Source organism: Amycolatopsis camponoti (genome assembly GCF_902497555.1).
In the GTDB taxonomy this organism is placed as follows: domain Bacteria; phylum Actinomycetota; class Actinomycetes; order Mycobacteriales; family Pseudonocardiaceae; genus Amycolatopsis; species Amycolatopsis camponoti.
Genome location: NZ_CABVGP010000001.1, coordinates 1,862,161 through 1,875,720, shown reverse-complemented (window position 1 = coordinate 1,875,720; position 13,560 = coordinate 1,862,161). Strand labels below are relative to the sequence as shown.

Sequence of the window (13,560 nt, the reverse complement as noted above, 5' to 3'; positions counted from 1 at the left end):
CTAGCTCGAAGCCGCGTAGGTCCAGAACTCGCGCATCAGCCGGGTCGGTTCCGGGCTCGTCATCTCGACCTGCGTCAGCAGGATCGTGACCGTGCCCGTCGCCGGGAGCAGGTGCCAGGCCGTTCCCGCGCCGCCGACCCAGCCGTAGCGGCCGGGGACCTCCCACGGCTGCGTCGCCTCGACGTCGACCGAGCCGCCGTACCCCCAGCCTTGGCCGTGCAGGAACACCCGCCCGGCCTCCCGCTGGGCCGGCGTCAGGTGGTCGGCCGTCATCCGGTGCACCGACTCCGCCGTGAGCAGCCGGTGGTCGCCGGCCGTACCCCCGTCCAGCAGGAAACGCGCGAACGCGAGCAGGTCGTCGGCCGTGGACACCAGGCCCCCCGCGCCGGACGGGAACGGCGGCGCCGCGCTCCAGCGCCCCTCCGGCGAGTCGATCAGCCGCAGCCCCGCCCCGCTCGGCCGGTACGCGCTGGTGAACCGGCCCAGCGCCGCGGTCGGCACGGCGAACCCGGTGTCGGCCATGCCCAGCGGCTCGAACAGCCGCTCCGCCAGGAACTCCGGCAGCGGCCGGCCCGACACCCGCGCGATCAGCACGCCCTGCAGGTCCGAACCGGTGTCGTAGAGCCACGCCTCCCCCGGCTGGTGCAGCAGCGGGACCTGCGCCAGCGCGGCCGTCCACTCGTCCGGCGCCAGGGCCCGCGGTGCCGCCGCCGGATAGCCGAGCACCTGCAGCAGCAGGTCGACCGCGGGCAGCGTCATGTCCGCCGCGAGGCCGTACCCACAGCGGAACGTCAGCAGGTCGGCCACCGTGATCGGGCGGACGGCGGGCACGACGTCGTCGATCGGCCCGGCCGGCGTCCGCACGACCACCGGCGACGCCAGCTCCGGCAGCCACCGCGCGATCGGGTCGTCGAGGGCGAGCTCGCCGTCGTCGACGAGCAGCAGCACCGCCGCGGCGACGATCGGCTTGGTCAGCGACGCGATGCGGAACAGCGAGTCTCGCGCCATCGGCACGGTGCCCTCGGCGTCGGCCGAGCCCACGGCCGCCACTTCGACCAGGTCGCCCTGCGCGACGAGGGCCACCGCGCCGGGCAGGTCCGTGGCGTACTGCTTCAGCAGTTCGGTCAGCAAGGTTCAGTCCAGGGGGTTGATGGCGCGCAGGCGCCGCGGGCCGGTGTCGGGCCGCGACGGCGGCGGCCCCAGCACGAGACGGGCGTTGGCGACGAAGGCGCCGTCGGGCGACGCGAGGATCGGGTCCAGCACCAGGGACCGCACCTCCGGGTTGTCCTCGGCGAGCGCGGCGACGCGCAGCACCATGTCCTGCAGGGCGGCGAGGTCGGCGGGCTCGTCACCGCGGTAGCCGGTGAGCAGCGGCGCCGTCCGCGGCTCGCGCAGCAGCGTGGCCGCGTCCACGTCGGTGAGCGGCACCGCCCGGTAGGCGCGGTCGCCCAGCAACGTGCTGACCAGCCCGGACAGCCCGAACGACACGAGCGTGCCGAACGACGGGTCGTCCTGCAGCCCGATCACGCACGACAGGCCCTTCGGCGCCATCCGCTGGACGTACACGTCGTCGTCATCGGAGATCTCGCGCAGCGTTTCGTAGGCGGTGCGCACCGAGTCCGCCGACGCCAGGTCGAGCCGCACCCCGGCCAGGTCGGGCCGGCCGCGCAGCCGCTCGTCGACGGCCTTCAACGTCACCGGGTAGCCCAGCTCGGCCGCCGCCGCGACGGCTTCGTCCACTGTGGACGCGACGCGGAACGGGACGACGTCGATGCCGTAGCAGCCCAGCAACCGCACGACGTCGGTGTCCGACAGCAGCGTCGTCCGGCCGTCCTCGCCTTCGAGGAGTTCGCGGACGATCACCTGCGCCTGTTCGGTGTGGATCCCCGGCGGCGTCACGAGCGTGCCCTGCGGGCGCTGCCGCCAGGCCGCGTACCGGACGATCCGGGCGAGCGCGTTCACCGCGCGTTCCGGGCTCGGGTACGACGGGATCGACCCGCGCGTCGGCACACCGTCGTCCGTCGACACGGCCAGTTCGCGCGGCACGCCTTCGGCGGCGAGGAACGTCGAGACGATCGGCTTGTGCTGGCCCAGTTCGACCACGGTTTCGCGCAGGGCGCGCGCGTACGCCGTGCCGGGGATGGCCACCGGCGGCGCGAACACCACGACCAGCGCGTCGGCGTCCGGCGAGGTGAGGGCCTCGCCGACCGCCTTGGCGAAGTCGTCCGGCCCGGCCTGCGGGCCGACGTCCACGGGATCGAACGCCAGCCGCAGGCCCTGCATCCGGGCGGTGTCGGCGGCCAGCAGCCCGATCGCGCTGGAGTTGCCGACGATCCCGATCCGCGGCCCGGCGGGCAGCGGCTGGTGGGCGAACACGAGCGCGGTGTCGAACAGCTGCGCCAGCGAGTCGACCCGGACGACGCCGGCCTGCTCGAACAGGGCCTGGACGCTGGCTTCGTCGATCTCCGTCGACGTCGCGGCCAGCTGCGGGCGCACGGCGTGCCGCCCCGACTTCACCGCGACGATCGGCTTCGTCCGCGCCAGTCGCCTGGCCAGCCGCGCGAACTTGCGCGGGTTGCCGAAGGACTCGAGGTACAGCAGGACGAGGTCGGTGTCCGGGTCGGTTTCCCAGTACTGGAGCAGGTCGTTGCCCGAGACGTCGGCGCGGTTGCCCGCCGAGACGAACGTCGACAGGCCGAGGCCGCGCGACTCGGCGTCGGCGAGGATCGCGGTGCCGAGCGCGCCGGACTGGCAGAAGAACCCGGTGCGCCCGCGCACGGGCAGGCGCGGAGCGAGGGTGGCGTTGAGCCGGACGCCGGGCGCGGTGTTCAGCACGCCGAGCGCGTTCGGGCCGACGACGCGCATGCCGTGCGCCCGCGCCTCGCCGACCAGCCGCAGCTCGGCGTGCAGGCCGTGCGGCCCGGCTTCGGCGAAGCCGCTGGACAGGATCAGCAGCGTCTTGACGCCCTTCGCGAGGCAAGCGTCCAAAACGGACTCGACGGACTCGGCGGGCACCGCGACGACGGCCAGGTCGACCGAGTCCGGGATGTCCAGCACCGACGGGTACGCGCGGACACCGCGGACCGAGCGGTGCTCCGGGTTGACCGGGTAGACGGTGCCGGTGAACGCGGCGGCGAGGAGGTTCGCGAAGGCGACGTGCCCGACCTTGCCCGGCTCGGCGGACGCGCCGATCACCGCGACCGACGTCGGGTGCAGCAGGTTGTGCACGCTGCGTGCCTCGGCGGCCTGTTCCCGGGAGCGCGCGACCGCGAGGGACTCCTCGGTCGGGTCGATGTCGAACTCCAGGTGCAGCACGCCTTCCTCGAACTCGCGGCTGACCTGGTAGCCGGCGTCACGGAAGACCCGCACCATCGCGGCGTTCTCGGCGAGGACCTCGGCGACGAACCGGCGCAGCCCGCACTCCGCCGCGGCCGCGGCGAGGTGTTCCAGCAGGATCGAACCGAGCCCACGGCCCTGGTGCGCGTCGCTGACGACGAAAGCCACCTCGGCCGACGGCCCGTGGTCGAGCCGTTCGTACCGGCCGACCGCGACGATGTCGTCGCCCAGGAAGGCGGCGAACGCGACCCGGTCGTGGTGGTCGACGGTGGAGAACCGCTTCAGGTCCTTCTCGGGAATCCGCGGGTAGGCGCCGAAGTAGCGGAAGTAGCGGGTGCGCTCGGACAGCTTGCCGTGGAAGGCGACGAGGCCGTCGGCATCGGTGGGGACGACCGGGCGCAGGTGGACGGTGCCGCCGTCGGACAGCACGACGTCGGCTTCCCAGTCGCGGGGGTAGTCGAAGGGGTCCCGGCCGGCCATCGTCAGTCCCTGGGGTCATCCGGGTCGAGCCCGTGCAAGGGGAAGACGGCCCGGCGGGTGTCCCGGACGGCGACGTCGACCGGGTCGTCCTCGCCGTCGCCCCACGGCTTGAACTCGGTTTCGCGGTCGTCGGTCATCGCTCGCGGCAGCTCGGCGTTCGGAGCGGCCTTGGTGACCGTTTCGACCCAGCCCGGCGGCAGCGGAGTTGCGGGGGCGACGTCCCGGTCGAGGACGGTGGCGATCAGGTGCGTCCACGACCGCGGGACGACCCGGATCAGCTGGTAACCGCCCCCGCCGACGGCGATCCACTTGCCGCCCGCGTACGTCTCGGCGAGGTCGCGGAGGGTGGCGTAGATGGTGCGGTGCCCGTCGACGGACAGCGAGAGGTCGGCCAGCGGATCTTCCTCGTGCGAGTCGACACCGCACTGGGTGAACAGCAGCTGCGGCTCGAAGTCGGCGAGCAGGGAGGGGACGACGGCGTTGAAGGCACGCAGCCACCCGGGATCCCGGGTCCGCGGCGGCAGCGGCACGTTGACCGAGGTGCCGTCGGCCTTCCCGCGGCCGGTCTCGGCGGAGTAGCCGGTGCCCGGCCAGAGCGTGAAGGGGTGCTGGTGCATGGAGATGGTGAGGACGCGGGGGTCGTCGTAGAAGGCGGCCTGGACGCCGTCGCCGTGGTGGACGTCGGTGTCGATGTAGGCGATGCGCTCGAAACCGTGGTCGAGCAGCCACGAGATGGCGACGGCGCAGTCGTTGTAGACGCAGAACCCGGACGCCTGGTCGCGCATGGCGTGGTGCAGGCCCCCGGCGATGTTGACGGCCCTGGTGGCCTCGCCTTCGGCGATCTTCCGGGCGGCGAGCAGCGTCGAGCCGACGACGAGGGCGGAGGCGTCGTGCATGTCGGAGAAGACGGGGTTGTCGGAGGTCCCGAGCCCATGCCCGACGTCCCACCCGACGAGCGGCGCCTCCCGCACAGCGGCGATGTATTCGGGGGCGTGGATCCGGAGCAGCTCCTCGTCCCCGGCACCGGAGGGGATGAGGAGCGGAACGTCGTCGAGCACGCCGAGCTCGGTGGCCAGCCGGACGGTCAGCTCCAGCCGGACGGGGTTGAACGGATGGTCCCCGCCCAGGTCATAACCGAGAAGGGCGGAGTCCCAAACAACAGCCGGCGACATGCGGTCGACTGTAGTGCCGATCGCGCCGGTCCGTGGACTCGGAAGCGCCGTGGCCCGGTTCGCGCGCTTCGCCAGACCCGCCAGGCGCGAACAGGCGATGCCGGAGTCGCAGTCGCGGGTGACACCCCGCCGCGCCCTGGCCGCTCTCACCCCTGCGTGGGTCGCGCACAGTGCCCCCGCCGGCGCCGGCGGGGGCTCGTCGCGGCAGAGTGCCCGTCGCCGTCGGCCAGGTCAGCCCGGAAGGGCGCCCGTCGCGGCGGGGCGTTCGGGGTCTCGGGACCAGTGGGACCACGAGCCCGCGTACAGCCCCGCGCCCGGGTGGCCGGCCAGCTCCAGTGCCAGCACCACCGAACTCGCCGTCACGCCCGAGCCGCAGTACGCGCCGACCGGCTCGCCCGGGCGCAGGCCCAGGTCCGCGAACCGGGCGGCCAGCTGGTCGGGCGCGCGCCAGTGGCCGGCGTCGTCCGTGTGGGCCGCGAACGGTGCGTTCACCGCTCCCGGGATGTGGCCGGCGCGCGGGTCGACCGGCTCGGTCTCGCCTGTGTAGCGGGGCGTGGCGCGGGCGTCGAGCAGCAGGCCGTCTCGGGCGAGCGCCGCCGCTTCGTCCGCGTCGAGCACCGGCATGCCGCCCGGACGGACCGTGAGGTCGCCCGGCTCCGGCCGCGGCTCCTCCGTGCTCACCGGGTGGCCGCCGGCGGTCCACGCAGCGTAACCACCGTCGAGCACCGCCACCTCGTCGTGGCCGGCCCAGCGCAGCAGCCACCACGCCCGCGCGGCCACCGAGCCGTCGGCGTCGTCGTAGACCACCACCGGCGCGCCCGTCCGCACCCCGGCCGCGCGCAGGTCGCGCTGCAGGGCGGCCGGGTCGGGCAGCGGGTGCCGGCCGCCCTCGCCCGGCTCGCCCGCCAGCACGTTGTCGAGGTCGGTGAACACCGCGCCCGGCACGTGGCCTTCGCGGTGGGAATCGGCGCCGGGCGGGCCGGCGAGCCGCCAGCGGACGTCGAGGACGACGGGCCGGTCCCCGGCCGGGCCGGCCAGCGCGGCGGCGAGGTCGGTGGTGCTGATCAGCGGACGCATGCCTCCCATCTTCCAGCGGCCGCCCACCCGGCCGCGCCGGGGTGCGGACATATCCGTCACGGGCGAGTCGTTATCTCCAAGGCCCGCCGCTGCTGTCGGGGTCAACGACTACGATGAGCAACGCGGACGAAGGGGACAGCGTGAACGATCTCATCGACACCACCGAGATGTACTTGCGTACGATCTACGAACTCGAAGAAGAAGGTGTCGTCCCGCTGCGCGCCCGCATCGCCGAGCGCCTGCAGCAGAGCGGCCCGACCGTGAGCCAGACCGTCGCCCGCATGGAGCGCGACGGGCTGGTCGTGGTGGCCGACGACCGGCACCTCCAGCTGACCGACCACGGCCGCGAACTGGCCATCGCCGTCATGCGCAAGCACCGCCTGGCCGAGCGCCTCCTCGTCGACGTCATCGGGCTCGAGTGGGAGCACGTGCACAACGAGGCGTGCCGGTGGGAGCACGTGATGAGCGAGGCCGTCGAGCGCAAGCTGGTCAAGCTGCTCGACCACCCGACCACCTCCCCCTACGGCAACCCGATCCCCGGTCTGGACAAGCTGGGCGACGGCGACCCGGCACCGCCCGCCGAGGCCGACCTCGTCCGGCTCGACGAGTTCGCCCGCACCGGCGGCGGCCGCGTCGAGATCCGGCGCATTGCCGAGCACGTCCAGCTGGACGAGTCGCTGATGACCGAGCTCAAGTCCGTCGGCATCGTGCCGGGCGGCACGGTCACCATCGGCCGCGCCAACGGCGGCACCATCGAGGTCACCGGCGGGGACACCACCGCCCAGGTCGCCAGCTCCGCGCTGCACGCCGTCCTGGCGCTGGCCAGGTGAGCCCGGCCTCGGAGGCCGCGGCGGCGTTCCGCACGGTGCACGGCGGCGAGCCCGCCGGCGTGTGGTCCGCGCCGGGGCGCGTCAACCTGATCGGCGAGCACACCGACTACAACGACGGCTTCGTCCTGCCGTTCGCCCTGCCGCACCGCCTGGCCGCGGCGGCGTCCCCCCGCGAGGACGGCGTCCTGTCCGTGGCCACCCTGGGCGACGACGGCCAACTCCAGCGCTCCGGCGACCTCAAGATCACCGACCTGGCGCCGGGCACCGTCGACGGGTGGGCCGCGTACCCGGCGGGGGTCGCCTGGGTACTGCGCGACCAGGGCTTTTCGGCCGGCGCGGACGTCGTCATCGCCGGGGACGTGCCTTCGGGGGCGGGGCTGTCCTCCTCTCACGCGCTCGAGTGCGCGGTGTCCCTGGCGTTGCTGGGCCTGGCCGGGCTGGAGCTGGGCGCGCCCGGTGACCGCGTCCCGACGCGGCCCGAGGTCGCGCGGTGGGTCCAGCGTTCGGAGAACGACTTCGTCGGGGCACCCACCGGCCTGCTCGACCAGACGGCCTCCCTCTGCTGCACCGAATCCCATGTGCTGTTCCTCGACGTCCGGTCGGGTGAGCAGGAGCAGGTGCCGTTCGGCCTGGCCGACGCCGGGCTGCAGGTGCTGATCATGGACACCCGCACGAAGCACTCGCACGCCGAGGGCGGGTACGGCGAGCGCCGCCGCGGCACCGAGCGGGCCGCCGAGCTGCTCGGCGTCAAGGCGCTGCGCGACATCACCGTCGACGGGCTCTCCGCGGCCCTCGACCGGCTGCCCGAAGACCTGGTGCCGCTCGTCCGGCACGTCGTCACCGAGAACCAGCGGGTCCTCGAAGTGGTCGAGCTGCTGCGCGCGGGCCGGCTGGCCGACATCGGCCCGTACCTGGACGCCTCGCACGTCAGCATGCGCGACGACTACCGGATCTCCACGGCCGAGCTGGACCTCGCGGTCGACTCGGCGCGGGCGGCCGGCGCCCTCGGCTCCCGGATGACCGGCGGCGGTTTCGGCGGCTCGGCGATCGCGCTGGTCCGCGACGCCGACCTGGACGGGGTCAAGGCGGCCGTCGAAGCGGCGTACGAGAAGGCCGGCTACCGGCGGCCGCGGATGTTCACCGCGGTGCCTTCCCGCGGCGCCGGGCGCGACGAGCTCTGAGGCCGCGCGGGTCCGTGCGGGGCAACCCCCGCGCGGACCCGCGCGTCGCCATGGGGGAAGACTGAGGCTTGTTCGGGCCGGCCCGTCGCGCCCCGCGTGCGGAGCGCCGGTCGGCACGAATGGCAGGCGACGGGCGACGGCTGGACAAGCCTCACCGTGGCGGACAGTCACCCTCGGCAGGAAGGCCTGGAAGTGTCGGAGCAGAGCAACGCCCTGAAGCTGGTCGTCACGGGCGGAGCCGGGTATGTCGGCAGTGTCTGCGCCGCCCGGCTGATCGAGGCCGGGCACCAGGTCACGGTCGTCGACGACCTGTCCACCGGGCACGCCGACGCCGTCCACCCGGACGCGCGGTTCGTCGAGGGCGACGCGGCGGAGGTGGCGGGCAGCCTGCTGCGCGAGGGCTTCGACGGCGTGCTGCACTTCGCGGCCAAGTCGCTGGTCGGCGAGTCGATGACAGAGCCGGCGAAGTACTGGGAAGGCAACGTCGTCACGTCGCTGCGGCTGCTCGAGGCCATGCGCGAGCACGGCACGCCGCGCCTGGTGTTCTCCTCGACCGCGGCGACCTACGGCGAGCCGGAGCAGTCGCCGATCCCGGAATCCGCGCCGGCCCGGCCGACCAACACCTACGGCGCGACGAAGCTGGCCATCGACCACGCGATCACCAGCTTCGCCGTCGCGCACGGGCTGGCGGCGGTGAGCCTGCGGTACTTCAACGTCGCGGGCGCGTACGGCGCGTTCGGGGAGCGCCACACCACGGAAACCCATCTGATTCCCCTCGTCCTCCAGGTCGCCACGGGCGACCGCGAACAGATCAAGATCTTCGGCGACGATTACCCGACGCCGGACCACACGGCGATCCGCGACTACATCCACGTCGCCGACCTCGCCGACGCGCACCTGCTGGCGCTGAAGCACGCCACCGCGGGTGCGCACCGCATCTACAACCTGGGCAGTGGCACGGGCTTCTCCGTTCTCGAGGTGATCGAGGCGTGCCGCGAGGTGACGGGCCACCCGATCCCGGCCGAGGTGGCACCGCGGCGGGCGGGCGATCCGTCGGTCCTCGTGGCGGCCAGTGACCGGGCACGGGAAGAGCTGGGCTGGAAGCCGGAGCGGACCGAGCTGACCGGGATCGTGCGGGACGCTTGGGAGTTCACCCGGGCTCGGTAGGGCTGAGGTCGGTGGGGCTTGGTCGGCTGCCGCGCTTGTGCAGTGGCCGGCAAGCCCTGAGCGATCCCGCGGGCAATGCCGGACCGGACGGCTTCGCCGCGACCGGGATCGTGCGCGACGCTTGAAAGCTCACCCGAGCCCGGCACAGCCGAGGCCACCAGAACACTTGGCGGCCACCGCCCCACGCAGCGGTCGACAAGCTTGAGCAATCCCGCGCGCGAACGCGGGAGCGGAAGCCTTCGCCCACCCGAACCGACCAGGTTCGAGCGCGACGCCCGGCACTTCACCCTGGCCCGGCACCCAAGCGGAAGCCACCGCCGACCTTCACCCCGGCTCCGGCGCCGCTCAAGGCTTTGCTCGAGAATCCTCCAGACCTCCGCACGCGGCCCCCAGTGGCAGGAACACGCCGGGCTCGGTGAAGTCCGTCGGATCCAAGCCGAAACCGGACAACCCGGTCTGGTCCGCGGCCAGTGCCAGGCCCAGCAGCTGTTCCGGCGACATGCCGTGGTTCAGCACCGTCCACAACAGCCTGGCCAGTACGTGGTTCTGTCTCGCCTCCAGCGCGTTCTCCAAGGCCATGCCCGCGAACGTGCCGTCGCCGCGCATGAAGGCCGTGTAGCCCAGCAGGGCCGCCGCTTCCGCGCGTTCCGGCGCCGGGAGCTCCTGGACGAGCGTCAGCCACAGGCGTTCCGCTTCCCGCGCGGCCGGGGCGTGGGGTGGGACCGCCATCGCCAGGCACACGTCCCGGATTTCCGGGACCTTCAGCGCGTTCGCCAGCAGGACCGCTTCCTCGTCCGTCGGCGGCTCCGAGCCGCGCCGCTGACGCTCGAACGCCGCTCGGATCACCGAGGCCGCGTCGGACACGCACGTCGCGTCGGGCCAGGGCAAGGACGGCGTCATCGCCGCAGCCCGGCGAGCGAGGGCTTCCGGGGAACGCGGAGCCAGCAACGCCTCCAGCTCGTGGCGGCTGTCGAACGCCACCGAGCCGCTCTCCGTCGCCATCGCCGCCATCACGGTCGCCCGGGGGTCCGGCAGCTTGCCGCCGCAGTCCGGGTCCGTGTAGCAGCCCCACGGCGCGTCTTCGGCGATGTCCGCCACCCACATCGCGTGCAGCACCGGGAGGCCGACCTCGCCGAGGGCGTCCGCCAGCAGCTCGACGAAGCCCGCGTGGGGTGGTGGGCTGCCGGGTCTTCGGCGGCCGCCGAGCACTACCACTGTCACGCCCGTGTGCGGGACGAGAGCGAACCGGGGAGCGAGGGCCCGGGCCTGCTGGACATCGTCGTCCGGGTGGGGGAGGTCGCCGCGCAGCACCAGGCCGAGGCGGTCGCCCCGGTGCCCGAGCAGGACGACGGAGTTCGCGGGCCGGAAACCGACCAGGTAAGGGAGCGCGGCCAGGAGCTGCGCGGAGCTTCGGAGGTCGACCGGCGGACGGCCGGTCGGGGTGGCAGTGGTCATGCCTCCACTTTGGGGCCGGCCGGGGCCGGTTGGGGCGGTGGCGGCAAATCTGTGGATGGGCGGGGCCGATGTGGACGGAACCGGCCGGGAGCCGGCCGGGCGGCGGGTTCTTGTCGGCGGGGCGGGCTATGCTGCCCGGCCCCACCGACCGGTCCGGCTCAGCCGCAGTGCTCGAACCCGCTTTCGTAGGTGTTGCTGCCGACCGAGCCGCCCCACTTCACGCAGGTGGCTCCGGCCGCCTTCTTCACCGGCCCGGCGTAGTAGGTGAAGCTGCCGGAGTCGGTCACCCGCGCCGAGCCCTGGACCTCGAGGAACGCCGAGACCGGGCTCGCCGTGCCGAGCGACGTCGCCTTCAGCGTCGTCACGCAGTTCGCCGCGGTCGAGGCGTTGTACAGCAGGTACGTCGTGCCGGACGAACCCGCCAGCGCCTGCTGGTCGACGACGGAGAAGCCCGACCCGCAGACCTCTTCGGCCGAATACGGGTTGCCGCCGCAGTTGTTCTTGCTCGTGAAGTCCGTGTGCCCGTAGTACGGCACGGCGACGCCGTTCAGCTTCGCCTTCTGCACGACACCGTTCAGCCGCTCTTCGAAGTGCAGGTGCGGGCCGGTGACCCCGCCGGTCGCGCCCGCCTTCCCCAGCTCCTTGCCGCCGGCGACCGACTGCCCGACCGAGACCTCCTGGGCCGACAGGTGCGCGTACCGGGTGCGCCAGCCGCTGCCGTGGTCGACCTCGACCCACTTGCCGTAGCTCGTGCTGCCCTCGTCGGCCACCCGCGTCACCGTGCCGGACGCCGCGGCGAGCACCGGCATGCCCGTGATGCCCGACTTCTGGAAGTCGACCGAGTACTCCGGGCTGTGGCCGCTGAACGTCGCCGCGGTCACCGTGACCCCGCACTTGAACGGCACCTGGAAGTTCGGCGCGGCGGACGCGGTCGCCTGCCCGGCGAGGGTGAGGCCGAGCGCGGGCAGCGCCGCGGCGGCGGCGAACACGGCGAGCCGTCGCAACCTGGACATGGGGGAACCTCCTGACGAACGGGACATCTCGACACCGCACAGCGAAGCTCCTGTCGGTACATTTTCCGTACAAGCACCTGCGGAGGACACCCGGATGACGCCCCGACGAGCCAAGTTCCCCTCAGCACAGGGCTGGCTGCGCTGGGCGCTCATCGCGGTGCCGATGGTCACCGCGATGCCTCGCGCGCACACGCTCGCCTGGGTGCTGATCGTGGTCACCCTCGCCCTGTCGATCCCGATGCCGTGGATCCAAGACCTCGGCGCCCGGACACCGTCGGCGGTCTTGGCGCTCGCCGTGATCGCGTCCGCGGGTGCGCTGTGGGTGGTCCTGCCCGGCAGCTGGGCGTCGGTGGCGATGTTCAGCACGACGTTCTTCGTGGTGCTGCGGCAGTCCCCGGTGCCGATCGTGCTGGCGGTCGCGCTGAACGCCGCGCTGATCACCGCGGTCTGGGTGATCCGCCAGGATCCCTGGGAAAGTGCCTTGTCGACGTACGCGGTCCTCGCCGTGATCACGCTGATGGGGCTGAACCGGCGGACCCGGCTGGCCCGGATCGAGCAGACCGAGCTGGCACTGGCCCGCGCGCAGACGGCGACCGAGGAGCACGCCCGCGCGGCGGCGCTGGCCGAACGCGCCCGCATCGCCCGCGAGCTGCACGACGTCCTCGCGCACTCGCTGGCCGGGCTGTCCCTCAACCTGCAGGGCGCGCGGCTCATGCTGGTGCGCGACGGGGCGAGCCCGGACGCCGTCGCCCAGGTCGAACGGGCCCAGAAGCTGGCGTCGGAAGGCCTCGCCGAGGCCCGCAAGGCCGTCGCGGCCCTGCGGGAGGACGCCGTCCCGGTCGAACGCACGATCGCGGACCTGCTCGCCGCCTACCGGCTCGACAGCGGGGCCCGCGCGGACCTGACGGTCGAGGGCGAGCCGCGCGAGCTCGACCCAGCGGTCGGTACCGCCCTGGTCCGCGCGGTGCAGGAAGCGCTGGTCAACACGCGCAAGCACGCGACGAAGGCCGAGGTCGACGTCACCCTGGACTACAGCGCGGGCAGCGTCGCGCTGACCGTCGCCGACCGGCAGGGCAGGCGTCCGCCGGACGCACCGGCGGCAGGCTACGGTTTGCGCGGGATGAGCGAACGGGTCGCGCTGCTCGACGGGCGGCTCGAGAGCGGGCCGGGGGAGGACGGATGGCGGATTCACCTGACGGTGCCGGCGTGACGCTGCGCGTCGTGCTGGCCGACGACCAGGCGGTCGTCCGGGAAGGCCTGGTCACGCTGCTCGGGCTGCTCCCGGGCGTCGAGGTGGTCGGCGCCGCCGCCGACGGCCTGGCCGCGCTCGACCTCGTCGCCGAGCACCACCCCGACGTCGTGCTCGTGGACCTGCGGATGCCGCGCTGCGACGGCGTCGAGACCACCGAGCGGATCCGCGCCGAGCACCCGGGCACCGAGGTCGTCGTGCTGACCACGTACGCCGACGACGAGTCGCTGCTGGCCGCGCTGCGCGCCGGCGCCCGCGGTTTCCTCACGAAGGACGCCGACGCCGAGGCGATCGCCAGGGCGCTGCGCTCGGCGGCCGCCGGACAGTCCACAGTGGATGGTGAACTGCAGCGGCGGCTCGTCGAGGCCGCCACCCGCAGCACACCCACGCGGGTCAAGGAGATCGAAGGCCTGACCGCCCGCGAGATCGAGGTGCTGCGGCTGATCGCGGCGGGCCTGTCGAACACGGAGATCGCGCGCACGCTCGTGGTGAGCGAAGCGACCGTGAAGACCCACGTGAACCACCTGTTCACCAAGGCCCGGCTGCGGGACCGCGCGCAGGCCGTCGCCTTCGCCTACCGGACGGGCATCGCGGACTGAC

General features: G+C 73.4%; 11 protein-coding genes. 5 read left to right on the top strand and 6 right to left on the bottom strand.

Annotated elements, in window-relative coordinates; genetic code table 11:
• The 4 genes from AA23TX_RS09025 to AA23TX_RS09010 form a co-directional block, all read right to left on the bottom strand.
• Positions 1–1,131, bottom strand: a complete 1,131-nt coding sequence (locus tag AA23TX_RS09025; protein ID WP_155542106.1) for a serine hydrolase domain-containing protein — start codon at positions 1,129–1,131, stop codon at positions 1–3.
• 3 nt (positions 1,132–1,134) lie between these two features.
• Positions 1,135–3,816: a bifunctional acetate--CoA ligase family protein/GNAT family N-acetyltransferase gene (locus AA23TX_RS09020; RefSeq protein ID WP_155542105.1), complete on the bottom strand. Its 2,682-nt coding sequence runs from the start codon at positions 3,814–3,816 to the stop codon at positions 1,135–1,137.
• 2 nt (positions 3,817–3,818) lie between these two features.
• On the bottom strand, positions 3,819–4,988 hold the full coding sequence (locus AA23TX_RS09015) for an acetoin utilization protein AcuC (protein WP_155542104.1): 1,170 nt from the start codon (positions 4,986–4,988) through the stop codon (positions 3,819–3,821).
• 231 nt (positions 4,989–5,219) lie between these two features.
• Entirely contained in the window at positions 5,220–6,065 is an 846-nt protein-coding gene (locus AA23TX_RS09010) for a sulfurtransferase (RefSeq protein WP_155542103.1), read from the bottom strand.
• Positions 6,066–6,178: 113 nt separating this feature from the next.
• Here AA23TX_RS09010 and AA23TX_RS09005 point away from each other — a divergent pair, with 113 nt between their 5' ends.
• From AA23TX_RS09005 to galE, 3 genes are all read left to right on the top strand, one after another.
• The gene (locus tag AA23TX_RS09005; protein WP_155542102.1) at positions 6,179–6,895 is read left to right on the top strand and encodes an iron-dependent transcriptional repressor DtxR; all 717 of its coding nucleotides are present in this window, start codon (positions 6,179–6,181) and stop codon (positions 6,893–6,895) included.
• On the top strand, positions 6,892–8,076 hold the full coding sequence (galK, locus tag AA23TX_RS09000) for a galactokinase (protein WP_155542101.1): 1,185 nt from the start codon (positions 6,892–6,894) through the stop codon (positions 8,074–8,076). Before AA23TX_RS09005 ends, galK begins: the two co-directional genes overlap by 4 nt.
• Positions 8,077–8,268: 192 nt before the next feature.
• Positions 8,269–9,243 (top strand): UDP-glucose 4-epimerase GalE, encoded by a 975-nt coding sequence (galE, locus tag AA23TX_RS08995; RefSeq protein ID WP_155542100.1) that lies wholly within the window; start codon positions 8,269–8,271, stop codon positions 9,241–9,243.
• A 345-nt stretch (positions 9,244–9,588) separates the two neighbouring features.
• Here the strand turns inward: galE and AA23TX_RS08990 are convergent, their stop codons facing one another.
• Complete coding sequence (locus tag AA23TX_RS08990) at positions 9,589–10,698, bottom strand: DUF4192 domain-containing protein (protein WP_155542099.1); 1,110 nt, start codon at positions 10,696–10,698, stop codon at positions 9,589–9,591.
• A gap of 158 nt (positions 10,699–10,856) precedes the next feature.
• Positions 10,857–11,711 (bottom strand): M23 family metallopeptidase, encoded by an 855-nt coding sequence (locus AA23TX_RS08985; RefSeq protein ID WP_155542098.1) that lies wholly within the window; start codon positions 11,709–11,711, stop codon positions 10,857–10,859.
• Between the two features lie 94 nt (positions 11,712–11,805).
• On the opposite strand from AA23TX_RS08985, the gene AA23TX_RS08980 reads away from it, so the two are divergent.
• A complete protein-coding gene (locus AA23TX_RS08980) occupies positions 11,806–12,921 on the top strand; it encodes a sensor histidine kinase (protein ID WP_155542097.1) in 1,116 nt (371 codons plus the stop codon).
• Positions 12,918–13,559, top strand: a complete 642-nt coding sequence (locus AA23TX_RS08975) for a response regulator (RefSeq protein ID WP_155544334.1) — start codon at positions 12,918–12,920, stop codon at positions 13,557–13,559. The genes AA23TX_RS08980 and AA23TX_RS08975 overlap by 4 nt, the downstream gene beginning before the upstream one ends.
• Position 13,560: the final 1 nt, after the last annotated feature.